This is a genomic window from aff. Roholtiella sp. LEGE 12411, assembly GCF_015206995.1.
Classification (GTDB): domain Bacteria; phylum Cyanobacteriota; class Cyanobacteriia; order Cyanobacteriales; family Nostocaceae; genus Komarekiella.
Map to the genome: position 1 here is coordinate 1 of NZ_JADEXR010000037.1, position 25,843 is coordinate 25,843.

Consider the following 25,843-nt stretch of genomic DNA (forward strand, 5'->3'; position numbering starts at 1 on the left):
GAACCACAAAAACATAACCTCACGGAAGGCTAAAGCCTTCTCAGGCGGCTTTCATCCCTTGCCTGAAGTACGGAATACGGCGCGGTGCGCCTGTTCCTCAAGGGTTTTCACCCTGCCGTTCTTATAATTTTTTCCAGGATAGTTTACTTAACATTGGTCACACAAGTATTTTTCCAATTAAATACTGCCAGTAGATATAAAGAAAAAGCAACGTCTAAGTATGTTCTTTATGAAGTAAATACATTGCTGTTTTTAATATTCTTTCAAAGAAATCACCAAAATCTATCTATCTCAATACTTTGACTAAATTTATGAGGTATAGTTAATTTTTTTTAATGATTGGTATATTGATCTAAACTTTACAATTGCTGCAATCTATGAGGCGCGGTTTATCTGTTTGAATGCAACACGAGTTAGGAGCACAATGACAGTTAATTGCTGTCCCACTAAACTAAAATCTCATTTCTAAACAGAAACCTAAAATAAATGCCAGATGTATAGGCTCTACCACGAGGAAGAGAGGCGGGAGCCTCTAAATGAGCATTCCCAGTCTACGACTGGGAACGAGATAATATGCGGTGGGGAACATGGTTGTGCCCCTACTAAAGAACTATGTTTCACGCAATTGGAACTAGAACAAAAAAAGTCGCCAGCATAGGCTCTAGTTTGCTACAAAAAGAGTGTCATGAAGCTAGCGCAACTTCCACCAATTGCTGCAATTCGCCTTTTTGGTACAGTTCAATCAAGATGTCTGAACCGCCAACAAATTGACCATCAATATACACCTGGGGAATTGTCGGCCAGTTAGAATATTCTTTGATTCCCTGACGAATCTCAGAGTCGGAGAGAACGTCAACCGTCTCGAAGGGGACTCCCAAAGTATTGAGAATCTGCACAACATTGTTGGAGAATCCACATTGGGGCATCAACTTGTTTCCCTTCATGAAAACCATGATCTTATTTTGTTGTAACAAGTTGTCAATTTTTTCTTTGAGTTCTGGTGTCATGATTTTTCTGTTTCCTATTCTGCATTAATAGAGTGAGGTGAGCCACTGCGTTGCGGAGTGAGGAGTTAACAATTCATAACTCTTAACTCTTAATTTTACAAAGCAGCTGTTGCTTGCCAAGCTTCAGGTGTATACGTTTTTACAGCCAAAGCATGTATCGCTTCGGTTGACATAGCTTGCCCCAACGCACCATAAACTAACTGATGCTGTTGCACTAGTCCCTTACCTGCAAAGTGCGATGAAACTACTGTTACCTGATAGTGGTCACCGCCACCAGTCAAGTCTTGCACTTGAACCTGTGCGTCTGGCAGTTCCGCCTTGATCATTGCCTCAACCTGCTGCGGACTAATCATCGCAATTCCTGAAAAAACTTACTTTTCTATTATTAACAGATATAGAGCAGATACCTTTGCTAACTTCAGGTTTTGGCAAGGCTGAGGATAAACGCGCTTTGAACGCGGATATTTTGAGAACGCTGGGTTTACCTTGTGGGGGATAACCCTATCCTAGCATTGGGTTAGTCCAAAGCTACGCTTAAAAAGATGGAGGAGAGGAGAAAGAACCAACAGGAATTTAATTTGCTTTTTTTGGGGTTGAGGAAGATGAACTACCGCCTTGTCTGGGGTAAGGAGCATCAACAAAACCTAACTCCAATAGTTGTTGGTAAGCTTTCTTACCTAAATCCCGCGTTGGGTTCTGACTCTTAACAATTTGAATTAGCAATGGCACGGCTAATTCCGGTTGATTTTGCGCCCGATGTACCAATGCTAGCTGATAAGTGGCTTCATCTCGCTTTTGAGCGGTTGATAAGGCCTTTTGACGTTGAGAATCAGAAACTCTATTGTCAATTCCAGAAAAGCTGGAGTTTAACTCTTGATAAAAATTAGATAGCTGATTATAAACCTGACGTGCTTCTTGAAGCTTTTTCGCAGCTAAAGGATAATTTTGGGCAGAAACAGCTTGTTCTGCATCTTTCATGAGGCGATCGCCCCCTTCAATGCTCAAAAGGCTGTTATTTTGGGTTATGGGACGGAGGTTATTAGGAGCGTTGGGGTCAATGGGTTGTGGTTGTCCGGTAGTGCCTGGCAACTGTGGTACCTGAGCATTAACTGATGATGATAGTAGGCTGAGAATTGCTATAACTGACAAGGCAGTGAAGCGCATCAAGGGAATGGCAGCAAAGTTCATGGGGTCAATTAGTGTGACAACTATATAGAAAGGTATGGAAACTTCGGGTATCTTACCTCTGTTTTTGTCTTGAACAAAGCAAAGCCACATCCTAAGTTTCTCTGATTTAGACTGAAAGTCGGTTTCATAGAGTTCCCATTGCCTGTGTATACTAATTAACTAAAATCGTCCCTATGAGCGATCGCGTCAATTCCTCTGATTTTCCAACCATAGGTGTACCAGCAAGCAGCTTGGGGGTAGTTTTACAACGCGGTGGTGAAGAGTTGATTTTAGAAAAGGTTTTAGACCGCTTCACCGTCCGTCTGGCTACCGATTTTCCTCCCCAACAATTATCCCAGGTTAGTTGGGGTATTTGGCAGCGCAGTATTCCCCAAGCACGGCTAGAACTATTCACAGTTGCACCCAATCAATTAGACATGGCGATGTCCCAAGCACGCGCCGCCCAAAATATTGCCTTTGCTAGCCACGTTTACAAAATCAAGGATAATCCTGGGACTTTCGTTTATCTCAATGACCAAATTACGATTCAATTTACCTCAGCGGCAGACACTGACAGTATTAATGCGATCGCTACTACATTTGGCTTAGCCCAGGAAAAACCAATTCTTGGTCTTCCTAATGCTTTCGTGTTTCTCATCAGCAAACAAGCAGTAGAAAATCCCATCAAAATCACCAACCAGTTGCAAAGATTCACAGAAGTTTTAGCTGCTGAACCTAACATTTTGGTGCAAAGTGAAACCCATTACAAACCCAGTGATTCCCTCTATCCTCAGCAATGGTATCTCAACCACAACGGCGGTAAACAGTTGGTAGTGGGTTCTCATATTTCTGTAGAAAAAGCTTGGGATATCACTCGCGGTTTACGTTCTGTGATTGTGGCTGTTGTGGATGATTCTTTTGATTTGAACCATCCAGATTTTCAAGGTAATGGGAAAATAGTCGCCCCTAGAGACTTGAAGGAAAATGACTTTTTACCCTTACCTGATGAACAGGAAACTAGTCACGGTACCGCCTGTGCGGGAATAGCGCTTGCTGAAGAAAATGGTACGGGAATTGTAGGAGTTGCTCCTGGTTGTGCTTTGATGCCGATTCGCAGCACGGGGTTTTTGGATGATGAATCCATTGAGAATATATTTAACTGGGCAATCGAAAAGGGAGCTAGTGTAATTTCTTGCAGTTGGGGAGCATCTGCTGTTTATTTTCCCTTGTCTTTGCGTCAACGCGCTGCTATTACCCGCGCCGCAACCAAAGGGCGCAATGGTAAAGGTTGTGTGATTTTATTTGCTGCGGGAAATGCCAACCGCCCAGTTAGTGGTACTGTGAATGAACGGAATTGGCCGAAGAATATTTTAGAAGGTAATACAAGCTGGTTAAGTGGTTTTACGGTACATCCAGATGTGATGGCTATTGCTGCCTCCACTAGCTTGAGCAAAAAAGCTGCTTACAGTAATTGGGGCACTAATATCTCAGTATGTGCTCCTAGTAACAATGCTCCCCCAGGTATATCATTTCAGGAAACGGGTTTTGTTTATACACAACCAGCGATCGCCACTTCGCTTTCTGGGCTAGGAGTGTTTACTACTGACCAACTGGGAGCCGCTGGCTACGATCCAAGTAACTTTACCGACAACTTCGGCGGTACTTCTAGTGCTACTCCTGTAGTTGCGGGCGTGGCAGCCCTAATTTTGTCAGCAAACTCTGACTTAACCGCTCAACAAGTCAAACGTATCCTCCAAGAAACCGCTGATAAAATTGTTGACCCTGACCCTGACCCGCAACTGGGTTTGCGTGAAGGGACTTACGATGGTAATGGTCATTGCCAGTGGTTTGGTTATGGCAAAGTGAATGCAGTTAAGGCAGTGCAAGCAGCGCAACAGCAGCTTGCGTCTGCATCAAATGCTAGCAGACAAGTACAGGGAGTTAATGATAACCAAATAGCAATTCCAGATAATCACCAACAAGGGGTAAAAAGTGCGATCGCAATTTCTGAAGCTGGCTCAGTTAGGGATATTCAGGTAACAATTAACCTTAACCACGATTTTTTAGGCGATTTAGAAATTTATTTAATTGCCCCTAATAATCAGCAAGTCTTATTGCAAAGTCGCACATTAGGCCGCCGTACTAGTTTACAAACAACTTACACCGTGCGATCACACCCAGCCCTCAAGCAGCTACTATCCTTACCAGCTAAAGGAAGTTGGCAATTGTGGGTAATCGACTATGTACCACAAGATGTAGGAAAACTAAATACTTGGAAATTAACTTTGGGTATTTAGTCATTAGTCATTAGTCATTAGTCATTTGTCATTTGTCCTTTGCTAAGGAAAAGTTAAAAATTAGGCATTTCTGCAAATACTTTTTTATCCACAAATAAATTCGATAGCTTCATACCAAAAATCCGTTTTTCTTTAGATACTGATTGCTCAGCACTCAGCACTCATTACTCAGCACTGTCTGATGACTGGTAATTTCTGATTCTTGATGACTTAATTGTTGCAGCCCCTTTGCTAAATCAGCCGTGAGGTATTTAGCATTTTGTTTAATGGAGCCATTGACGTAATCTGCTACTTCTATTGCTGAACCAATGTGAATGTTCACATCTGTACCCCAATTAGGATATGGTTGGCTGTAGTTAATGCTGATGGGTATAATTTTTACTCCTAGTCCTGAATGACTAGACTCAGCACTTAAAGCAAGACGAGCAATTCCCGGCTTCAAAGGGTGAACTTTCCCATTACGATAAATCCCGCCTTCTGGAAAAATCACCAAGGCTTTTTTTTGCTGAAGTAGTTCAACTCCGTGTCGCAGGGTACGGATTGATGGGTGTTGAATATCTACAGGAAATCCCCCCAAGCGTCGGACAAACCAGCCTTGCAATCCTTGGCATTCAGTAATAGTCACCATGAACCGCAAGTCCTTTGCTGTTAAACAATCAGTAGCAGCATAAGGTACAAGCAATGCATCCCAACGCGCCCGATGGGTAGGAGCAAGAATAACAGGGCCAGTTGTGGGAATGTTTTTTCGTCCGGTTATGCTAATCCGGCCAAAGAATAATGGTAGTAGGAAGTGACGCCCCAATAAATACGCCAGAGGACTTAACCAAGGAGAAACCCTTGAGGTAGTAGGAGCCACCTGAGGATTTTCTGGAGTCTTCGCTGGTGTGTACTGGCAAATATCGGATGAAGAGTGAAATTCCATCATGACGGTGGCAGCTGATTGACGGGTAAGATTTAACGAAAAGCCTGATTAGTTACACCGTAGATTTTCTTGCATGAATTGTGTCGTACCAACTGGACAGTTTTGCCTCTGTCCTTAATTTTTCTTATGCCTTCTAGTAGCAAACCAGGCTTGCAATTGCTGACGACAAGCTGACTCTGAAATGCCTCCAATTACCTGTAGGCGGTGATTAGAAGCGGCGCTGTCAGGAATATTAGTAACTGTACGAATTGAACCAGTTTTTGGATCGTCCACTCCATATACAAGCAATCCTAGACGCGCCTGCACAATAGCGCCTGCACACATTGGGCAAGGTTCTAGAGTTACGTAGAGGGTGCATTCATTAAGACGCCAATTTTGTAAAGTTGTAGCAGCTGTCTTAATAGCAATAATTTCAGCATGAGCCGTGGGGTCATTGTCGCGTTCTTTTCTGTTTTCTCCTTCAGCAAGCAAATATCCAGTTGAATTAATAATAACAGCACCAACAGGAACTTCACCCGCATCACCTGCTGTTTGTGCCAGTTCCAGGGCACGACTCATCCATTTTCTATGTATAAGATATTCTGTGTATTCAGGTAACATAGTATGAGTGAAATATCCTGGCAGAGAAAATAGGAGCTAGGAGTAAAAACGCGATTAATGGCGTCCGTTAGGAGTTAAAGATATTCTGAATCTCTGAGTTGTATCTGAATTCTGACCTTGGGAGAATATATCGCAGTCAATTGAGAACTGCGATATATTTAGGGTCAGACTGAGTTTGGGCAACCAAATAGCCCGCAGACTGAAAATAAAGTCTGGGGCTAGTTTATCAAGCCTGTAAAAGTGAGCTAATTGTCTAGATAGTGGCTTGGGCTAATATGGGGTCGAGTTGTCCTTGTGTATCTAACTGATAGAGGTCATCACAGCCGCCAATGTGCTGCTGATTGACGAAAATTTGTGGTACAGTACGGCGTCCGTTAGCACGTTCTGCCATTTTAGCTCTGGCTGCTTCGTTGTCGTCAATTTTGTATTCGGTGAAGTTTACACCTTTCCACCACAGCAGCATTTTGGCGCGGATACAGTAAGGACAGGTTTGCCAAGTATAAATTTCGACGTTGGCTTTAACGCGCTCTGGATGGCGATTTAAGAGGGGATTAAGAAAGTCCAGCATATTTTTCTTAAGAGCGATTTTATCTGTCTCTAGCCTAGATCATTACTGGCATTGGTTAACGCATTGGGGCTGGAACCCACTTTCCAAAACCCTCTAAATGATTCCAGTAAGCCAAATATCCAGTTAATGCCCAAATTAGAGCGGCTACTATCAGCACAGCTGCACCAATTAGCCGCCAAGTTCGGCTCGTTTTCCAATAGAGAGTTGGTGCAGCACAGACACCACCCAACCCAGTGAGAATAAAACCGATTCCTGATAAAAGCGGTTGCTTTGTCAAGTTCAAGTTGATGATGCGTATACCTACCACGATCGCAACCAGTCCAGCGAAGAAAGCATAAATTGCGATTGTCAGCAAATCCCAACTTTGAGAAAGGGCGATCGCTGCTGTAACAAATAAAATTCCAAATAGAACACTTGTTTCACCAAAAGCAATATTAAAGCTACCAGTAACTGGCCAGGTGAAGATCATGTGTAAACCAGTTGTGAATGCGATCGCACCTGTCATCCCAAATCCAGGAATCCATTGTTTCTGGTGAGGGCTATCTATTCCACGATTCACATAGTCAGCCAGTAAAACTAACCCGGCTACCATATTGATCAACATTAGTGTGATGTAGTCAATAAACATGATTAACCTCTTGATATCGTTCTGGGTTAGTTTAATATTTTGACTGAACTTACCAGCTTTGTTGACTCTCTTATTTAGAACCACAGAGAAACTTAACACCTATAGTAGGATTCCTATTTGATTTTTGAAAGAACTGCGTACACCTCTAACTCCCTTTTTTCCCATTTCCCATTCCCTATCCCCTGTCCCCCATTCGGTGTCTCTACAAGTCAATTCACAAATTAAATCGGATTACTGTAGTACTTAATACTCACTTATACAAACGCGATTAATCGCCTCTGTACAGCCCTATTATTCATGCTATGTGCTGAAATCAGATGAGCAGAAAAAGGATGTCACAACTGGCACTTTTTTAACCAGTTAGCAGTAAAACTTAACTTTCCTCCACGTGTATCCGCCCTTTGGTAGACTTGAAAACTGAAATAGCCAGATAAAAAGACGCGAAGACCAGCAGTTAAGGGGGCAGACTCTGTGGAAAATACACTTGGTTTAGAAATTATTGAAGTAGTAGAGCAAGCAGCGATCGCATCCGCAAAGTGGATGGGTAAAGGCGAAAAAAATACTGCTGACCAGGTAGCGGTAGAGGCTATGCGGGAGCGGATGAATAAAATCTATATGCGCGGTCGCATTGTCATTGGAGAAGGCGAACGCGATGACGCTCCAATGCTTTACATTGGAGAAGAAGTCGGTATCTGTACCCAACCAGATGCCAAAAACTTCTGTAACCCGGATGAATTAATCGAGATTGATATCGCTGTTGACCCCTGTGAAGGTACGAACTTGGTAGCTTATGGACAACCTGGTTCGATGGCTGTCTTGGCAATTTCTGAAAAGGGTGGATTATTTGCTGCTCCTGACTTTTATATGAAGAAGTTAGCAGCACCTCCCGCAGCTAAGGGCAAGGTAGACATCAACAAGTCAGCAACGGAAAATCTCAAGATTCTTTCTGAGTGTTTGGAGCGCTCTATTGAAGAACTTGTGATCGTAGTAATGAAGCGCGATCGCCACAATGATTTAATTAAAGAAATCCGTAAGGCTGGAGCGAGAGTACAACTGATTTCAGATGGTGATGTAGGTGCAGCCATATCCTGCGGTTTTGCCGGAACTAATATCCACGCGTTGATGGGTATCGGTGCTGCTCCTGAAGGTGTAATCTCCGCAGCAGCAATGCGTGCTTTGGGTGGACACTTCCAAGGTCAACTGATTTACGATCCAGAAGTCGTGAAAACAGGTCTGATTGGAGAAAGCAAACAAGCCAACATTGATCGTTTAAAGTCTATGAATATCAATGAGCCTGATAAGGTCTATGATGCTCATGAATTGGCATCTGGCGAAACTATTTTGTTCGCTGCCAGCGGAATCACCACTGGTAATCTAATGCAAGGCGTGCGTTTCTTCAAAGGCGGAGCCAGAACTGAAAGCTTGGTAATTTCCAACCAGTCGAAAACTGCTCGATTTGTGGATACAATCCACATGTTTGGCGAACCGAAGACTCTCCAACTGAACTAATTTTTGGGGAATGGGGAATGGTAAAAATAGGGACTAAGCATTTGGAAATAAATTTTTCCATCAAATCGAAAAATAGTCAGCTAAATGCTTCACCCATACAGTAGTTAGTAGTTAGTAGTTAGTAATTAATTGTTGTTTGTTCCTTATAACAATCAACAATTCCCTATTCTCTATTCCCTATTCCCTATTTTCAACTACCAACTAGTAACTACGATTTAGCAAATGAATATAGCAGTGGTGGGGTTAAGCCATAAAACAGCCCCAGTTGAAGTCCGGGAAAAGTTGAGTATTCCAGAACCACAAACTGAAAGCGCGATCGCTCATCTAACCAGCTATCCTCATATTGAAGAAGTCGCAATCCTTAGCACTTGTAATCGGCTGGAAATTTATATTGTTACTACTGAAACAGACCAAGGTATCCGAGAAGTTACTCAGTTCCTTTCGGAACACAGCAAACTACCTCTGGTTTCTCTACGACAACATCTGTTTATGTTGCTGCATGATGACGCAGTAATGCATATTATGCGGGTAGCAGCTGGTTTGGATAGCCTGGTACTCGGAGAAGGTCAAATTCTGGCTCAGGTGAAAACTACTCACAAACTGGGACAGCAATATAACGGTATAAAAACCATTTTGAATCGATTATTTAAACAAGCGCTGACAGCTGGTAAGCGGGTTCGCACTGAAACTAGTATTGGTACTGGCGCTGTCTCTATCAGTTCGGCAGCTGTAGAGTTAGCGCAAATAAAAGTAGCAAATTTAGCAGCTTGCCGAGTGGCAATTCTAGGTGCTGGGAAAATGTCACGGTTGTTAGTGCAACACTTGCTTTCTAAAGGTGCTGTGCAAATTAGCATTGTAAATCGCTCTCAAGAACGTGCCCAGGAGTTGGCTAAACATTTTCCCGAACAACCTATCCAAACTTATCTGCTATCGGAAATGATGACCGTAATTGCCGATAGCGATTTGGTGTTTACAAGTACTTCAGCAACAGAACCGATACTTGACCGTGCCAAGTTGGAAATGGTTTTAGAACCTCAGCGCTCTCTGATGTTATTTGATATCTCTGTGCCACGTAATGTTCATGGTGATGTGAATGAACTAGTAAACGTACAGGCGTTCAATGTGGATGATTTGAAGGCCGTAGTGGCGCAAAACTACGAAAGTCGCCGGAAGATGGCTCAAGAAGCAGAGCGACTTTTAGACGAAGAAGTAGAAGCTTTTGATATTTGGTGGCGCAGTTTAGAAACTGTTACTACTATCAGCTCTTTGCGAAATAAAATCGAAACTATCCGCGAACAAGAATTAGAAAAAGCTTTGTCAAGATTGGGTTCAGAATTTGCTGACAAACATCAAGAGGTGATCGAAGCTTTAACACGAGGAATTGTTAACAAAATTTTACATGATCCGATGGTACAGTTGCGATCGCAGCAAGATGTGGAAGCTAGAAGGCGCTGTATGCAAACTCTGCAAATGTTGTTCAACCTCGATGCAGGGGAGCAATTTAGTTAAACTGAACTATAAGATCCCTGACTTCTTAAAGAAGTCGGGGATCTGAGTTTTTAAATTAGATATACTTCTAATTAGATATCTATCTAATTAGAAGTTAGTTATGCAACCAGAGCAATTTAATATCTTACTGCGCTTTTTCAAAGCATTAGCGGATGATAGCCGATTGAAGATTGTAGGTATCCTGGCAAATCAGGAGTGCAGCGTCGAAGAATTGGCGGTGCTACTGCAACTCAAAGAACCGACGGTATCTCATCATTTAGCAAAACTTAAGGAGCTAAATTTGGTGACAATGCGCCCGGACGGTAATAGTCGCCTCTATCAATTGGATAGCGAAGCATTGCAAAGCATCAGTAAGGAAATTTTCACACCTGAGAAGATAGCATCTTTAATTGAAGATGTGGATACTGAGGCTTGGGAAAGCAAAGTGTTGAAAAACTATTTCGAGGGCGATACTCAACGCCTCAAAGAAATTCCTGCTAGTCGAAAAAAGCGTCTAGTTATTCTTAAATGGTTAGCAAACCAGTTTGATGTAGGAGTAGACTATCCTGAACGCTTGGTAAATGACATTCTTAAGCGCTACCATCCTGACTGCGCCACCCTGCGACGGGAGTTGATTGCTTGCCAGTTAATGCAGCGAGAGAATGGGGCTTATTGGCGTATAACATACGTATGAAAGATGAATAAGCAACCGCACAATTATAGGTCGTATATTTATGCAGTTAGAAACACAAAAATTATATTACACACCTGAAGAGTATTTAGAAATTGAAGAAAAGGCAGAATATAAAAGCGAATACCGTGATGGCAAAATTGTAACGATGACAGGTGGCACTACAAATCATAATAAAATTGCAGGCAACTTTTATGCTTATTTGAAGTTTGGTTTGAGAGGCAAAAATTATGATGTTTATATTGGTGATGTGCGTTTGTGGATACCCCGTTATCGGCAGCATACCTATCCCGATGTGATGGTGATTGAGGGACAACCTATTTATACAGGAACTAGCACAACAACGGTTATGAACCCGATGTTAATTGCTGAAGTTTTATCTAAATCGACTAAAAATTATGACCAAGGTGATAAATTTCTTTATTATCGCTCTATTCCCGAATTCAAGGAATATATTTTAATTGACCAATATCAGTATCATGTCATGCAGTATGTAAAAACTGCGGAAAGTCAATGGTCATTTACTGAACTTGAACATGAATCTGCAATTTTATCACTGCAAACGGTTGATTTTGAAATTGAATTGCGCGACCTTTATGAGCAAGTCAATTTTGCAGAAAATAACGAAGATTAAAAAAAAGCAATTTTCTAGAACTATTGTGCAAAATCATCTATCGAATCGGGATTGCAATTACAAACTCTGTACCCTGTCCCGGTGATGAAATGCACCGTAACGAACCACCATGTTTTTCAGCAACAATTTGGTAGCTAATTGATAATCCCATACCAGTACCTTTACCAACAGGTTTAGTCGTGAAAAAGGGATCAAATAAATGTGACTGGATTGCTTCTGGAATACCTATTCCATTATCAGCAATATGAATAACGGCATTTTCATTAACCAGGGCTGAAGAAATACGAATTATAAGTTCTGGACAAAGCCCGTTTTGAAAAGCCTCTTCTAAAGCATCAATGGCATTTGCCAAGATGTTCATAAATACCTGATTCAATTGTCCTGCAAAGCACTGGATTTTAGGGATATCACCGTACTCTTTTATTACTGTAATTTGAGGGCGATGTCTATCGACAAGCCGCTTTGCATCTAAGCTTTGGGATTTAAGACGGTGTTGTAGAATTAATAAGGTACTCTCAATCCCTTCATGCAAATCAGCTGTTTTAAATTCCGCTTCGTCCAAACGAGAGAAGATTCGCAAACTGAGAACAATTTCACGGATGCGATTGGCTCCAATCTTCATTGAGGTCAAAATTTTAGGCAAATCTTCTGTTAAATATTCAATATCAGCTTCTTGTTGAGCATTTTGAATTTCTGGTTCTGGGTAGGGGTAATACTTTTGATAAAGTTGAAGTAACCACAATAACTGTTGAGTATAATCATCAGTATGCTTGAGATTGCCGTAGATGAAATTAACTGGGTTGTTAATTTCATGAGCAATGCCAGCAACCAACTGTCCCAAAGAAGACATTTTTTCGTTTTGAATTAATTGTGACTGGGTACGTCTGAGTTCATGTAAAATGTGCTTCAGGTCGATATTTTTTTTTCGCAGTGCTTGCGTCCGTTCTTCTACTTTTTGTTCTAGCGCTTGGCTATAATCCTCTAGTTTTTGGTTCGCTTCATGTTGTTCTGCTAATAGTCGCTTTACCTGTTGAATTAATTGGTTAAAAGAAATAGCTAAAATCCCAACTTCATCTTCAGTTGTTACCGGAGCTTGGAGATCAAAGTTAGATTCTTGGGTGACTCGTTGTGCGATTTGTGTAACAGCTTTTAGGTGACGAGTAATTGTTCGTGCAATTAAAAATCCAATAACTGCTACAATACTGCTTCCCAATAAAAACAACCTTCCTAAATGCTCCCATAACTTCCATTGAGCAACTTCTAGCAGCGAGATAGGATATAACACTGTGGTTGTTAAAGACTGACTTGCGCCTGTAAATACGATACTTTTAGCTAAATAGTTTTTGTTGCCAATAGCGATTTGTGTAGCAGGCAAATCAGGAGAGGGAAATTGGCAATTTTCTCCCTTGGCTATTGCTAACAAGGTTGTCGCAATTACACGATTTTGTCTATGGTAAATCAGGTATTTAGAAGAACCATTAGCAATTTTTTGTAGTAGAGTATCATCTACTAAACGACCAATGATGATTCCTCCTAAGAGTCCTGCTGATGATTTAATCCCATTTGTTACCACTTGGAGGACTTGTTCCTCACCTTCTACATCTACCAAATCAACTAAATGCGCTCCTCTACTAGCAGTTCTGGTAACTACTTCATCTAAGATATTGGCTTGGCTCAAGGAGTTGTTTCGTAAATCCACGAGGACATTACTCTGAGTATCAACTACCTTAATACAATCCAATTTCAAAATAGATTTAAGTGGTAGTAATATCTGCAAAAGCAAACCTCGATCATGCTTTTTAACAGCTTGATTCAGTATATCTCGATTAGCAATCAGTTCGATTTCAGTTTCTAGTGTTTGCTGTTCATACCGAAAATCCTGATAAACTCGTTCAGCAAAACTTACAATTTCTTGGCGAAAATTCTGCTGCAAACTATCGGTAAACCAATTTCCTAGCACTACTAAGCCCAGCATAAATACGCTCATACAAACTGCAAGCATTGGTAGAACAATCTTTTGGCTAAGTCTCAAACCCCTGAAAAATTTTTGCATAACATATTCAATTTATTTGGCAGGAACAAAGCCATTTTTTTGGAGTAATTTTTCACCTTCTTTGCTCAGAATAAAATTAATAAAACCTTGAGTAGGTGCTGAAGGTGCTTTATCCCAGAGGATACCTATATGACGCACCATTTGGTATTGACCAGTAGCGAAGTTTTGCGCTTTGGGAGCAACACCATTGAGATTAAGATGATTGACAGGCAATTGATTGATCAGAGAAAATGCTAAAGAAAAAGTGCCGATGGAATTAGGAGTATTTTGTAATGTTTCGATTAATTCTCCCTCTTTGTTCAAAATCACAGCTTTATTTGTGGTCTTTTCTTCTCCTAGATAATATTTTCGTAATAACTTTTTCGCTGACTCATCTTCGGGTCTATCCAACACTACAATGGCTGCATCAACACCGCCTAATTCTCGCCAATTTGTAATGTCACCTTTATAAATTGCTTTTAACTGCTTTGTTGAGAGGTTGTTAACACCTTTAACACTTTTGTTGGTGGCAACTAGTAATAAATCTTGTGCCAGTTCACGATATTGAATTTTACCGTCATTTTCTTCTGGTTTGATCTGGTGACTACTACCAGCGATATCGATAATATCGTTTTTGAGGGCTGCGATCGCTCCTTCAGATTGGCTAGGGGAAATAAACTCAACTTTGACAGTTTTATGTTGGGCTTGATACGCTTGTGCTAAAACTTTTAAAACTGTTACTGTTGAACTTGAACCACCAATTTTGATGATCGTTTTGGCTTGAGAATCAGCTGGGCTGACAATTGGAATAGAATCTTTAATTTCAGTCGATTTGACTGAATTACAACTGCAAAGCCCAAGGAGGAGGATGCTAATGATCATTGATTCAGCAATCTTTTTCATAAGTAAATTTCCAAATATCTAAAACCCGATATCGGATCTAAGCTTTCATAGCTTAATATTCCCGAATAATTATGAAATGTAACTATGGCTTTGACTTGGACTTTGGACAAAAAGAAGTGTTCGCGTAAATTACTCGCGTAACAAAAAATCTAGGCATCATAAATTACCCCAGTTATTTTTCAAACTGAGTCCAACTGAATTAAACGCCTAAAGCCTAAGAAAATTTACGCGGCTTTTTGTTTATCAGGTGTTGATTTTGACTGTTTCTTGACAACAGGATGCTTGGTTCGTTGCGTTTGAGCCTGATCTTGAACTCGACCGATTGAATTTCCTCTGGTTTTGGGAGAACGGGCAGGGAGTATTGTAAGGTTGCGATCGCATTGTTCAAATCTATTCCGACTCACTTGAGGAGACAGTCAAAAATCTGTTGCAGTCGTTGGGTAAGCTGAATCGTCCCTATCTTACTGCTGTGGAAGAGAAATTGTTGACGCTTCTGGAGTCGGAGTATGGGAGAAAACCCTGAGCAATTTTGACAATTTGGCATTCAATGTCTTTGGGTTGCAGTTTCAATGGAGTTAGCAACCTGAAGGGACAGCAAAGAAGTTGTACGAGGGATAGGGCAAAACTTTCCACTTCTACAGTTACCGTGGAGGTTATTTGCTCTCGTTAAGTGCTGTAGTCAAGGCTCTACATAATTAATACAGCGCTTCATTATACGTAGACGCAGCACAACCTAGGCATCGCAACTGGCTAGAGGTTGAGCATCTCATACAGGTAATGAGCAGTTTATTTACAGTTAACAGCATTATATAAAGCTTGTATAAACTTGATATTTGCTTGTGCAGAAATATCTTAAATTTACACATAAAATTAACTTATGCATTTTTAAGCACAACACGATATCACACAATTATCACTTTCACAAAAAGGAGTTGCGTTTTTGACAACAGAGTAATGCGCTTTCGTCAATAAACAAACAAAGTTTCAGAAGATGTAGAATTTTTAATCAGCGAACAAAATACATCTGTGCAAAGGATAAAGTCAATATGATCTTCATCGCATGATGTATAAGATATTACAAAAATTTATATATTTAAGATTGGGTAAAGAAGTTAACACGGACTAGAAAGGGTGATAAATAAATAGTTGTATGAAAGAATACTGGATAAATCAATTCAAACGAGCTACTTTTCCCGATTTTCGTCAATTATTGCTGATGAAATCTATAGGTAGCTTTTGACAAATTCATGAAATAGTTGCGTAAATTTTTCAGTCTGACATCAAGCGATCGCCTGCTTATGGTTAAGGCTGTGCTTTTACTTACAGTCATCAGAGTAAGGCTAAAATTGCTACCGTTTCATCACTTGCGTGGTCTTTTGGCAAAGATTGCACAGCCAAGGGCTAGGTTGCAGAGGGAAGATGAAGTTCTTAAAGTTGCTTGGGCTGTGACAGTAGCAAGCCCCTTTTTGCGAGCCGTATGTCTTCCTGATTTTGATCATACTTAAGTACGGAAAACAGCGAAAATTATGTCATACATTCAACGAATTGCTACCCTAGCTGATACAAGCGCGATCGCTCCTTTATGGAAAGCATTTGCCCTGGCGCGATCGCAGGCTGATTCCTCCATGCGGCTGAAGACAGAGTTTGACTATGAACGTTATGTTACTTACCAGCTAAAAAAGCCGTTGTCTTTTGGCTTTTTATTGGAATATGCCGAAGAAATCGTCGGATTTCTTTTTATCTATATCTATGATGAAACCCCCCCTCCCCAGCTTTCAGCCTTAGAGATGTTAGAAAATCCCTTCGTACCCCGTCGTGTCGGAGCAGTATTGGGGTTGTATGTTCAAGAAGCTCACCGCAAGCCTTCAACTATTAATTTATTGATTGAAGCGGCGATCGCCAAAGCGGAAGAACTGAAGGTAACAGATATAGATTTGTTGATATCCATTGAACAAACGGGGCTTCATGCCCTATTGGAACGTTTTGGTTTTACGAAAGCAGCAATCCAATACACCAAACATTACGACATTACGGGCAATAATCTTCCAAATTTACGCCCTTCCTATCAAGACTTGGAGATTGCAGTACCTAATCCTGGGAGAATTCCGCTCAAAGACCCCCAAACGCAAAAAGTGGTTCAAAATGTCAAGGGAGAAACAGTTTATCTCCAGCCTTTAACTGATGAATCAGGAAAGTGGTTAAAGAGTTCGCGGGGGCTACCCATTTATCCGATTCCCATCCGAGATCCACAAACTCAGCAGTGGATATTTGATGAAAGTAGCGAGTTAGTTGTGTGTCCTGTAGCCCTCAATGAAAAAGGAGAAATTCAGGAATTGGACGGTATTCCCCAGTTTTGTTTACCGATTTATGACTACCAAGAAGGCAAATTAGCCTTGAAACGAGACAGCGAAGGTCAATATGTCTTTGCTGTATAAAAGGTTTTGCCAATAGACATTTTGTCAAAATAATCAGTCCTCCCATTCTAGAGATCACTTACTAAAGTAAACCTGAAATTGTCGGGTGTGTTACAGCAACGGTTAACGCACCGAAAAATATGGTGCGTTACGGCTAATCATGACTCTCTCAAACTCCTAAATATTTAGAGGATGTTTGAAAAGTTTTGGGCGAATATAATTCGCTACTACACAAGCCAAGTCCACCTCCGTGGACTAACACTTTCATCAAGGTTTTTAACCCACGCAGGTGGGTTTTGATTGTGTAGCCGCACCTGTGCCAAGGCTAGTAATAAATTTAGACTTTTCAAACAACCTCTTACATAGCCGTAACACATCCTACATCATATTTACTTGATAAATAGGTTCTTAAAGAGGATTTTAGGGGTATGAAAACCTGATTTTAGGACAAATAAATCTAGCAACTAAATATATCTGTTTTTACCTAATTATTTCCTATAACTGTTAGCAAAAATTAGCCATGAATACCAAACTAGCAATCAACTTACTCACTGAAAATTCCAATAATTTGAGCAATACTTTAGCTGCATTAGGTTTATTGAGCAATGGGGAAACTATTTCTTCCCTCCAGCTAAAGGTTAAAGAAAGTATTGAAACAGCCTTTGAGACGCATCAACAGTTAAGCAGTAACCTTAATACAGTTGAAGGTAAGTTAGGACAGATAGAAAATGAGTTGTCGTTGGCGCTCAGTAATCAGGACATTGAGCAAGTACGTCTAGCCAATTTACAAAAGCAACAGAATGAATTAGAAATTACGATTCAGAGTTTACAGGATCGTAAGCAGATAATTTCTGCAAATGGGGATAGTAAGAAGACGGAAATTAAAGCTGAAATTAAGGCTATTAAGGCGAATATTGCCATAACTGAGACTGAGGTGGTGGCACTTCAACAGCAGATTGTTGATGGCTTGACATTGGTTGCCAGTTATGAGTCATTTGTTCAGCAGGCTCAAACGTCTCAGGAGCAGGCTAATTACCATAATCAGTATGTCCAGAAGTGGGTGAAGGTGGGAGAGAAGAAGAAACGCTCTGGAGGACATGACGATATATATGGCTGGGTGACGGATACGGAGCAGGTAAATCTGCGAGATTCTTTTCAGCAACAGGCGAATCAATTTAATCAACAGGCTGCTAGTATTCTGGGTCAAGTAGATAGTTTTAAGGAGTCTTTGCCTGTTTTAGAGGAAACGAAAAATAGTAAAACGGATCAGGTTTGGCTCTATTACCATGAGCTAGAGGCTAAAAATAATCTGTTGTCTTTTGCGAGTAACCAAAGTGGGAATGATTTGGCGTTATTGGATTTGCAGTTGAGTCAGTCACAGACGGATTTGATGCAGTTAAAGGATGCCGACATTCCGAGTCAAAAGGTGCTTGTATATAGTACAACTCAGCGTGTGACTCAGGTGCAGTCTGAGTTGGATCAATTTAAAACACAGAAGGTGTCTGCTCAACAGGATTTAGATACGTTTGTTGAAAATAATAAGGAGTTATTAACAACGGATTTGTCTTTGAATTTGTTGCAGGATTCTATTACTCAGGTTCAGGTAAAAATTACGAGTTTACAGGAGAATTTAGCGCAACCGAATCAATCTACAGATATTTTAAATGGGTTAACTCAGACATTAGGTCTTGAGCAGGGTAAGTTAGAAAAGTTAAAGCAACAGTATCAATTGTTTGCTTTGGAAGCTTTAGAGGTTAATCAGGGGCGTTTGGAGTCTCTGAATGGTCAGCTTGCAGCAGAAACTTCAACAAATAATGCGGTGCAGGTAAATACGATTGGGGGCTATGTGGCTTTGCTTCCCCAGTTTGTCCAACAGTTAACGGAGTTAAGTGATGTTTGGGCAGAAAATCTCAAGGATAATCATCAATTTACGGTTGATGTTAATAATTTATTCCAGTTAAATTTAACAAATTTTGAGGGTATAGCTGGTTATATTGAGGGTAATTTAGCTGATCCATATAGTGATTATGTATTGAATGGGATTCAGTTGGATGAAGCTATTGCCATTCAGGATGCTCAGGTTAAGTATCAGGATGCTTTAGCAAAAACTGTAGATGATTTGGGAGAAAATATTGAACTTCAGAAGAAGTCCGTTGAACAAACAGAGTTATTATCAACGCAATTGACTCATATTTCACAGTTAAGAAGTTTGGACACACAATTCGCTACCTTACAAAATGAGTATGTAATATTTAATCAGCAGTGGCATAATTTATCGACGTATTATAACGAAAAATTAAGCATTAGTCAGCAAAAAGAACAGCAATTAGCCAAAAGTCAAGAAGAATATTCTAAAAAAATGGAAGAATATCAAAAGGCTAAGAAAACTAAAATATCTTTCGGTCGTATCCCTATAGTTACATTAACATCAAGAATTCAAAAGCAAATTGTAGTTATTGAAAAAGCGATTACAGACCTCAAGCAAGAGTTGCAAATCGCACAAAGCAATGAAAACTCAGCTTTACAATCTCTTCAACAATTGGAATTGCAACGATTTACATTAGATGAAAGGTTTAATCAGTTAAGTCCGTTACTTGTTAACGAATTGACAAAAGAAATTACCAATGAAACTCAAAAATTAATCATTGAAATTGATTTAACCAATGATCAGCAAGAGCAATGGATAGAAACCTATTTACAGAAATACATTCAGCAAAAAGAGAGCAATATTACAGGAACTCTTAATGGTTCAAGTCAGATTAATGCTCTCGAAAATCTACGATTAGAAATTGCACACCTAACCTTACAAACGGAAAAAAATCCCGACAAAGTTCAAAATTTTTTACAGGAGTACGAAGCAGGCGACAAAACAGCTACGACTCTACAAACTCTTCGTAAAAAATATTTCCCCGAACTCAACCAAGCGACAACTCTTGCTAAACTTCAAACACAAATCAACAAAGAAATCAGTCAATCTCAACAACAAATTGAAGGGCTGAAAGCAGACATCACCCAAAAACAAGCTCAATCCGCCGCCGCCCTCTCCCAAGCCGATTGGTATGAACAACAAGCTGCAACCCATTGGCAACTTAGTCGCAAAGCTGGCCCCACCTGGACAGAAGAACGCAAAGCAAAAGGCAAATCAGGAAGCAGTAAAACCATTACTGTCACCCACGTTGATCATGATTGGATCATCTGGGATACATACACCAACCAAGCCGTTAGCCTACGGGAACAATCTGCCAACCTACTCAAAGGCATCGCCACCAACACCACCAACCAAAACACAGCCACTGACATCCTCACTCAATGGCAAGCTGCCAGTGCGGTTGCTGACCAAACCGCCCTCACTCAAGCTGATTTAATCGCCCTCCTCAACCAACTCGACGCAAATCGCCAACTCAACGGCGACAAAAAACAACAAATCGCCGACTGGGAAACACTTCTGCCCACTCTGCAAAGTCAACTGCAACAGGCAATCCAAGACGCAGAAATTGCCAAAAATAATGTCACCCAAGAATGGACAGAATACGAAACCAGCCAGCATGACTATCAAATTGCCCTCGCCGATGTTTTTACCCGTCGCGCCGAACTGCAAAGCCAGGGGCAAATCCTGCTACAGGAAATCAATAATGTTGACGAGTGGGTAAAGCAACAAAACACTCTCCTGGGTGACGAAATCACTCAGGTTGCAACCCTGATCACCGAACTCAAAACTCAACGCGATCATATTCCCGACCTTGAGAATGACGCGCAAACAGTCACCACTCTGCAAGTATTACTAGACGAATCCATCCAACTCCTCACCCAAAAACAAATCGTCCTCAGTGCCGAACAAAGCACCTTCACCCAAAAACAAACTCTCCTCGAAACCCAGAAAAAAGTCATCGAAACCCAATATCAACTTCTCGATGCCTACCTAGAAAATCCTGATAAAGATACCAGTAATCTCGAAAAACTCCTCACTGATACTCGCGTGACTCTGGCTGAAATCCAAAAACTAGCTGAAAAAGCCGAAGCCAGCAGCAACGCTTTAACTGCGGTGATCGAGGATGTGCAAGTCTCGCTCTTATTACAAAACGATAAATATCTCAGTGCTATCAAAGATAAACAAAAAACCCTACAAGACCTGCTCCAGTCTACCGAACTCAAAGAAAACGATACCCTCAAAGCTACCCAAAAACAACTCGAACTCAACAATTTGCAAACGCAACTGCTCGGTATCCTCAAACAAGCCAACGATGCCGGCAGCCAAGAAGCGGCTAAACTGCTAGAAGTTGCCAGTTATAACGACTTTGCCACTGTTGCCGAACTCTATCACCGCGACTATCAGGATCTGGCGACTGATCAAGGCGGTAGTTGCTCCGGTGGTATTGCTCGTCCTGAAGACATTCAACTAGCCAACTATTACTACGGCGAAATGCTGAAATATCGGCAACTCAAAAGCGAAGCCGAACAGCAAGTCACTCAATTTACCCAACTACGTACCCAAGCCGAAAGTCAGGCGGCTGCTCTCCAACAACAACAAACCCTCGCTGCTCAAGAATTAGCCCTTCTTCAGCAAGGTATAGGTAATAATCAAGACCAGATTAACGCCAAACAAGAAGAACTGGCGATCGCTCAATTCCGAGTTGATGCTCTTTCTCAACTACGAAACTGGACAGAACAAACCCAGGTGCAACTGCTATCCGTCGAACAACTGAATTTAGCCCAGGCTCAACTTGAACAAGAGATTGCTAAAAACCGTCAATATTTAATTGACGATGCTGTTACAGCCCAACTCAATAAACAACGCCTCGATATCGAACGCGATCGCCAGATTGCTATCGTTAAACTCGAACAACTAAACCAACTTAAAACCGAAGAAGCACTACAAACGGCAATCAATAATCTGCGTTCCGATTTAGGGGTCAATCCCATTGCAGAGATTATTCAACTCGCGGACTATAAAGGGCAATTGGCAGGTATTTTAGCCGAGATTGAAGACCTGAAACAAACACAACCTAGCTTACCTGAAGCAACCAAAACCCTTTTAGATAATACCATTCAGGACATTCACACAGCCCTACAAGGGAAAGAAATCCTGATCATTCAGGACAATTTACTCAAAAGTGCCAATGCCCTGATTGAACAGTCCAATATACTCAAGGCAGATGTCGCTAAACTTCAGCAGGAGGAACAGCGTTATTTAGACCTGTTAACCCAATCACAAACCGATCTTCAAGGTGCAACTAAAGTTCTCTACGATGAAATCCAAAAATCGGCGGTCTTAGACTCAGAAAAAACTCTGCTGAATGCCCAAAATCTAGAGATTCTCTACGAAATTGGCTATGCTCAAGGAGCGGTTGATCTGTCCAGCGACTTAGCGAAACAAGCTAAAGAGATTCTCGAACAAGTTATTGCAGGACGGATTGAAGAGCGCAAAGCACGGGAAAAGGCAGCTTTTAACGAGATTTTTGGCACGGTTACGTTGGTTATTAGTGCTGTTGCCGCAGTTCTCACTGCCGGAGCCTCTTTAGCCGTTAATGCTGCCACAACAGGATTATCTGGTGCTGCCGCCACAGCTGCCGCCGCTAACGCAACTGTTTTAGGCGTATCAGTTAGCACCATTTCCTCTATTGCTACTACTCTTAAGACCATTAGCTCTACCCTGAGTATAGTCCAAGCAGCCTACAATAAAGACTGGTCAACGGTTATTTTCAAAGTCGGTTTATCTTTTGCTGATGGTTTAAAAGACATTGCTGGACTGTCTTCTAATACCGTTAATACTCTCAAAACGTCTCTTAATACTGCCTATGCTGCCTATAAAGGAGGAGATTCGATTGGTACTTTATTAGGCGCAATTCAGGGTATTGGAGCGATCGCTGCTGATGGTGTTGATTTAAGTGATTTATCCCAGGTTTCCAATCTCAAAACTTTTTTAATTACCACTTCCCAAATTTCCACCGTCGTTCATGCAGGTATTCAGGCGATCGAAGATGGCGATATTCTTCAAGGCATTCAGGCATTGGGTCAGTCTTTGGGAACAATCAGCAAGAATTTTGGTTTAGGACTAGAAGAAGCCGCTAAAGCCAAATTAGAAGATTTAACGGGTTTAGAATGGCAAAAACTCGATCAAATTATTGATTTAGGTGGTAACGCCTACAATGCCATTACAAATAAAGATTGGATTGATCTGGTTAAAGCTATTGGGGGAACAGTTAAAATCATTGATGAAGGTTTTGCCCTAAAAATAGACAATCAAGGTCAAACGGCTCTAAAAACATTAACAGGGCTAGAATGGTCAGAGTTTGAGAAGATTGTTGATGCCTCCCAAACCCTACGAGTGGCAATTAAAGCCAAAAATATTACTGATATTTCTGTCGCTCTCAATGATTTGTCAAAGGTTTGGGTCACTGATGACGAACTTAATAGTAAGTTAGTTACAGCGTTCGGTTTAGATTGGCAAGATTTAACCGATATTGCTAAAACAGGAGATATTCTGATTCCAGCCATTCGCAATGACAATACCGAAGCTTGGGTGAAAGCAACGGGTGATTTCCTAACTACTTGGGAATCTAACACTGCCTTTCAGAAACATCTCAAAGACACGAGCAATCTGGAATGGACAGAATTTAAACAGTTAGTGGCGATTGGACAAACCGTTGTAGTAGCGGTTGATCAACGGAGTATTAATGCTTGGGTAGATGCGCTAAAAACTACCTTAGATTGGGCTTTAAAGGATACATCCTTCGATAATCAAAAAGTCAAGCAAATTATCAGTACCGCCCAACAAATCAACAATGCCGACAGCTGGGTTACGGCGGTAGATCAACTTTTAGGCGTGGCAGAAGATGCAACAGCCTTACGCAATAAACTGCGTGAAATTACAGGGGTTACTTGGGCTGAGTTCAAACAAATTATTAATGCTGGCCAGGCGATCGCCACTGCCATTGAGAAGGGCAATTTTACTAATTGGGGAGATGCCCTCAAAACGACTCTGAATATTTGGGTTAATGATGCCATCTTACAAGAAAAAATTGAAACCACCACCGGACTCAAGTGGGAACAATTAACCCGTATTGGTTCGACCTATGAAGCCCTGCGTCAAGCGGATGAAGGTGGTGATGCAACCAGTTGGTTTAAGGCTGCCGATCAGATTTTAATTCTCTGGGAAAAAGATACTACTCTCCAAAATCAAGTCAAAACCTTAACTAATTTAGACTGGCAAGAACTAAAAAACCTCGTGGCGATCGGCAAAACAATTGATACGGCCATTGATCAAAAAACCTATGACGCTTGGCGGGATGCTCTTAAACAAACGGTCAACTTCTGGGTTACTGACCAAACATTAAATCAATCCTTAGAAAGTTTAATTGGCTTAAATTGGAATCAACTCGACAAAATTGGTCAAGCCAGCGATGCTTTATACAAAGCCTACGGGAAAGCTGACAAAATTATTGATCAAGCCTTGGAAAGTAATAACTACCAAGATTGGCTAAATGGGATCAAAGATGTTTATCAGCTTTGGAAAGATGATCCGATTCTGCGTCAAAAAGCAACCGATGCAGGCAAAGTTATTTGGAGTGAGGTTGAAGGAATCTTCAAAGCGGAAAACACTTTAGATACCAAAAATCGTCGAGAGACCATTCAAACCAATATCCAAGACACGATAAGCACCATAGAAACAACCTTCCAACAAAAATTAGAGTCAAGTATTGGTCTATCTTGGACACAGGTAAAAGCAGTTGCTCAATCGGGTCAAATTATTGCCAAGGCGATCGCAGATAATCAAACCGAGCAATGGATTCAAGCCAGTGATGAAATTTTAAGTATTTGGGAAAAAGATAGTCAATTGCGTGAGGTTCTCAAAGATAAATATAATATTGACTGGACAAACATCAAAGCGAGTGTTGGTTCAGGTCAAAATCTGGCCAAAGCCGTTCAAGCTAATACTGTACCCGCCTGGGGAACGGCTCTACAAAATATCATTAATATTTGGGCTGAGACTACGACCTTAACGCCCCAACAGCAAGATAAACTGCAACAAACCAATAATCTTGTTAATCAAGTTAAAGCAAGTAATAATTCTCAGGATTGGTTAGCCGTTACGAATCAAGTTATTGATTTATGGAAAGATGAAACGGCTTTCCAAATCCAGCTACAACAAAATAACCAATTATCTTGGCAAGATATTAGCAATAGTGTTAAATCAGGTCAAGTTCTGGCACTGGAGCAAAATGGACTAGAACAATGGCTTGGCAATCTAAAGAATGTTGTTGAAATCTGGAAATCCGATCCCGAAATTAAGACTATTGTTGAAAATATCTCCGACCTGAATTGGCAATCTCTCAGTAATGCTATTAATTACAATAGTGTTACTGCTAATTTTATTAACGGCGATGATAATAACAATAACCTTGTTGGAACAGCAGAAAATGACTATATTGATGCCAAAAACGGTAATGATTACCTCGATGGTGGTATCGGCGATGACTTAATGATTGGTGGCACTGGTAATGATATTCTAGTTGGTGGTTTTGGTAGCGATTACTTAACCGGTGGTACTGGCAACGATAAACTCTATCTAGGTGATAAAGATGGTGTTGTTGATATCGTTAACTATGCCTTCGGTGATGGTGCAGATACTCTTTATCAGTTTGTGCGTGGTGTCGGTGGCGATCAAATTCAATTTACAGGGATTACGAATATTGATGTAGTAACATTAGGTACTAGTACTTTACTGCGTTTGGGTGATGGTACTATTGGCAATGCTGGTTTTGGTACAGGTGAGTTATTAGTTAAATTATCCGGCACATCTGGCTTTAGTGATACTGATGTGAATGTCAACCTTTTAGGTACTAATTTTTTATTCAGTTAGCTGGTAGCCACCTGCATCCGTCTTTCTCACAAGCGCTGCGATCGCCTGACCAAAAATACCAAAGGCCAAGGAAAGTCTATGTATAGAATAGGTATTAATTCTGTATTTCACGAGTCATCTGCG

At 40.9% G+C, this 25,843-nt stretch carries 19 protein-coding genes; 8 read left to right on the plus strand and 11 right to left on the minus strand.

All coding sequences use genetic code 11. The features are described 5' to 3' along the window. Positions 1-683: 683 nt before the first annotated feature. The 3 genes from grxD to IQ246_RS11010 all read right to left on the minus strand — a co-directional run bounded on the left by grxD (position 684) and on the right by IQ246_RS11010 (position 2,195). The gene (gene grxD / locus IQ246_RS11000; RefSeq protein WP_194002882.1) at positions 684-1,007 is read right to left on the minus strand and encodes a Grx4 family monothiol glutaredoxin; all 324 of its coding nucleotides are present in this window, start codon (positions 1,005-1,007) and stop codon (positions 684-686) included. Between the two features lie 95 nt (positions 1,008-1,102). Further along, the gene (locus IQ246_RS11005; protein WP_194002884.1) at positions 1,103-1,360 is read right to left on the minus strand and encodes a BolA family protein; all 258 of its coding nucleotides are present in this window, start codon (positions 1,358-1,360) and stop codon (positions 1,103-1,105) included. 220 nt (positions 1,361-1,580) lie between these two features. Further along, positions 1,581-2,195 (minus strand): hypothetical protein, encoded by a 615-nt coding sequence (locus IQ246_RS11010; protein ID WP_194002948.1) that lies wholly within the window; start codon positions 2,193-2,195, stop codon positions 1,581-1,583. Between the two features lie 173 nt (positions 2,196-2,368). Between IQ246_RS11010 and IQ246_RS11015 the strand changes: the two genes are divergently transcribed. Continuing rightward, a complete protein-coding gene (locus tag IQ246_RS11015; protein WP_194002886.1) occupies positions 2,369-4,471 on the plus strand; it encodes a S8 family serine peptidase in 2,103 nt (700 codons plus the stop codon). A 154-nt stretch (positions 4,472-4,625) separates the two neighbouring features. On the opposite strand, the gene IQ246_RS11020 is transcribed toward IQ246_RS11015, so the two are convergent. The 4 genes from IQ246_RS11020 to IQ246_RS11035 form a co-directional block, all read right to left on the minus strand. Next, entirely contained in the window at positions 4,626-5,396 is a 771-nt protein-coding gene (locus IQ246_RS11020; protein WP_194002888.1) for a 1-acyl-sn-glycerol-3-phosphate acyltransferase, read from the minus strand. 111 nt (positions 5,397-5,507) lie between these two features. Further along, positions 5,508-5,993, minus strand: coding sequence for a tRNA adenosine(34) deaminase TadA (tadA, locus tag IQ246_RS11025; protein WP_194002890.1), 486 nt, complete (start codon positions 5,991-5,993; stop codon positions 5,508-5,510). A 253-nt stretch (positions 5,994-6,246) separates the two neighbouring features. After that, positions 6,247-6,561, minus strand: coding sequence for a glutaredoxin 3 (grxC, locus tag IQ246_RS11030; protein ID WP_194002892.1), 315 nt, complete (start codon positions 6,559-6,561; stop codon positions 6,247-6,249). 55 nt (positions 6,562-6,616) lie between these two features. After that, positions 6,617-7,189 (minus strand): DUF981 family protein, encoded by a 573-nt coding sequence (locus tag IQ246_RS11035; RefSeq protein WP_194002894.1) that lies wholly within the window; start codon positions 7,187-7,189, stop codon positions 6,617-6,619. Between the two features lie 471 nt (positions 7,190-7,660). On the opposite strand from IQ246_RS11035, the gene glpX reads away from it, so the two are divergent. The 4 genes from glpX (at position 7,661) to IQ246_RS11055 (ending at position 11,511) form a co-directional block, all read left to right on the plus strand. Continuing rightward, entirely contained in the window at positions 7,661-8,698 is a 1,038-nt protein-coding gene (gene glpX / locus IQ246_RS11040) for a class II fructose-bisphosphatase (protein ID WP_194002896.1), read from the plus strand. Positions 8,699-8,920: 222 nt separating this feature from the next. Beyond that, the gene (locus tag IQ246_RS11045) at positions 8,921-10,207 is read left to right on the plus strand and encodes a glutamyl-tRNA reductase (protein ID WP_194002898.1); all 1,287 of its coding nucleotides are present in this window, start codon (positions 8,921-8,923) and stop codon (positions 10,205-10,207) included. A gap of 100 nt (positions 10,208-10,307) precedes the next feature. Next, positions 10,308-10,880: a metalloregulator ArsR/SmtB family transcription factor gene (locus tag IQ246_RS11050; protein WP_194002900.1), complete on the plus strand. Its 573-nt coding sequence runs from the start codon at positions 10,308-10,310 to the stop codon at positions 10,878-10,880. Between the two features lie 40 nt (positions 10,881-10,920). Next, positions 10,921-11,511, plus strand: a complete 591-nt coding sequence (locus IQ246_RS11055) for a Uma2 family endonuclease (RefSeq protein ID WP_194002902.1) — start codon at positions 10,921-10,923, stop codon at positions 11,509-11,511. 37 nt (positions 11,512-11,548) lie between these two features. Here the strand turns inward: IQ246_RS11055 and IQ246_RS11060 are convergent, their stop codons facing one another. The 3 genes from IQ246_RS11060 to IQ246_RS11070 all read right to left on the minus strand — a co-directional run bounded on the left by IQ246_RS11060 (position 11,549) and on the right by IQ246_RS11070 (position 14,850). Next, complete coding sequence (locus tag IQ246_RS11060; RefSeq protein WP_194002904.1) at positions 11,549-13,564, minus strand: ATP-binding protein; 2,016 nt, start codon at positions 13,562-13,564, stop codon at positions 11,549-11,551. A 12-nt stretch (positions 13,565-13,576) separates the two neighbouring features. Beyond that, complete coding sequence (locus IQ246_RS11065; protein ID WP_194002906.1) at positions 13,577-14,446, minus strand: substrate-binding domain-containing protein; 870 nt, start codon at positions 14,444-14,446, stop codon at positions 13,577-13,579. Positions 14,447-14,670: 224 nt separating this feature from the next. Next, positions 14,671-14,850 (minus strand): hypothetical protein, encoded by a 180-nt coding sequence (locus IQ246_RS11070; protein ID WP_194002908.1) that lies wholly within the window; start codon positions 14,848-14,850, stop codon positions 14,671-14,673. Positions 14,851-15,702: 852 nt separating this feature from the next. Here IQ246_RS11070 and IQ246_RS11075 point away from each other — a divergent pair. The 3 genes from IQ246_RS11075 (at position 15,703) to IQ246_RS31120 (ending at position 25,720) form a co-directional block, all read left to right on the plus strand. Continuing rightward, positions 15,703-15,951 carry a hypothetical protein gene (locus IQ246_RS11075; RefSeq protein WP_194002910.1) on the plus strand — a complete coding sequence of 83 codons (249 nt, stop codon included), beginning with the start codon at positions 15,703-15,705 and terminating at the stop codon, positions 15,949-15,951. Between the two features lie 21 nt (positions 15,952-15,972). After that, positions 15,973-16,881 carry a GNAT family N-acetyltransferase gene (locus IQ246_RS11080; RefSeq protein WP_194002912.1) on the plus strand — a complete coding sequence of 303 codons (909 nt, stop codon included), beginning with the start codon at positions 15,973-15,975 and terminating at the stop codon, positions 16,879-16,881. Positions 16,882-17,380: 499 nt separating this feature from the next. After that, positions 17,381-25,720: a hypothetical protein gene (locus tag IQ246_RS31120; RefSeq protein ID WP_304952580.1), complete on the plus strand. Its 8,340-nt coding sequence runs from the start codon at positions 17,381-17,383 to the stop codon at positions 25,718-25,720. On the opposite strand, the gene IQ246_RS30835 is transcribed toward IQ246_RS31120, so the two are convergent. Next, a complete protein-coding gene (locus IQ246_RS30835) occupies positions 25,709-25,831 on the minus strand; it encodes a hypothetical protein (protein ID WP_255515525.1) in 123 nt (40 codons plus the stop codon). The genes IQ246_RS31120 and IQ246_RS30835 overlap by 12 nt on opposite strands. Positions 25,832-25,843: the final 12 nt, after the last annotated feature.

Bases quoted from the DNA above. Each gene is read 5' to 3' on its own strand.
- IQ246_RS31120 (WP_304952580.1), top strand. From the start codon at position 17,381: ATGAATACCAAACTAGCAATCAACTTACTCACTGAAAATTCCAATAAT.
- IQ246_RS11060 (WP_194002904.1), bottom strand. From the start codon at position 13,564: ATGCAAAAATTTTTCAGGGGTTTGAGACTTAGCCAAAAGATTGTTCTA.
- IQ246_RS11005 (WP_194002884.1), bottom strand. From the start codon at position 1,360: ATGATTAGTCCGCAGCAGGTTGAGGCAATGATCAAGGCGGAACTGCCA.
- IQ246_RS11055 (WP_194002902.1), top strand. From the start codon at position 10,921: ATGCAGTTAGAAACACAAAAATTATATTACACACCTGAAGAGTATTTA.
- IQ246_RS11010 (WP_194002948.1), bottom strand. From the start codon at position 2,195: ATGAACTTTGCTGCCATTCCCTTGATGCGCTTCACTGCCTTGTCAGTT.
- grxD (WP_194002882.1), bottom strand. From the start codon at position 1,007: ATGACACCAGAACTCAAAGAAAAAATTGACAACTTGTTACAACAAAAT.
- grxC (WP_194002892.1), bottom strand. From the start codon at position 6,561: ATGCTGGACTTTCTTAATCCCCTCTTAAATCGCCATCCAGAGCGCGTT.
- tadA (WP_194002890.1), bottom strand. From the start codon at position 5,993: ATGTTACCTGAATACACAGAATATCTTATACATAGAAAATGGATGAGT.
- IQ246_RS11050 (WP_194002900.1), top strand. From the start codon at position 10,308: ATGCAACCAGAGCAATTTAATATCTTACTGCGCTTTTTCAAAGCATTA.
- IQ246_RS11045 (WP_194002898.1), top strand. From the start codon at position 8,921: ATGAATATAGCAGTGGTGGGGTTAAGCCATAAAACAGCCCCAGTTGAA.
- IQ246_RS11015 (WP_194002886.1), top strand. From the start codon at position 2,369: ATGAGCGATCGCGTCAATTCCTCTGATTTTCCAACCATAGGTGTACCA.
- IQ246_RS11065 (WP_194002906.1), bottom strand. From the start codon at position 14,446: ATGAAAAAGATTGCTGAATCAATGATCATTAGCATCCTCCTCCTTGGG.
- IQ246_RS11020 (WP_194002888.1), bottom strand. From the start codon at position 5,396: ATGATGGAATTTCACTCTTCATCCGATATTTGCCAGTACACACCAGCG.
- IQ246_RS11080 (WP_194002912.1), top strand. From the start codon at position 15,973: ATGTCATACATTCAACGAATTGCTACCCTAGCTGATACAAGCGCGATC.
- IQ246_RS11035 (WP_194002894.1), bottom strand. From the start codon at position 7,189: ATGTTTATTGACTACATCACACTAATGTTGATCAATATGGTAGCCGGG.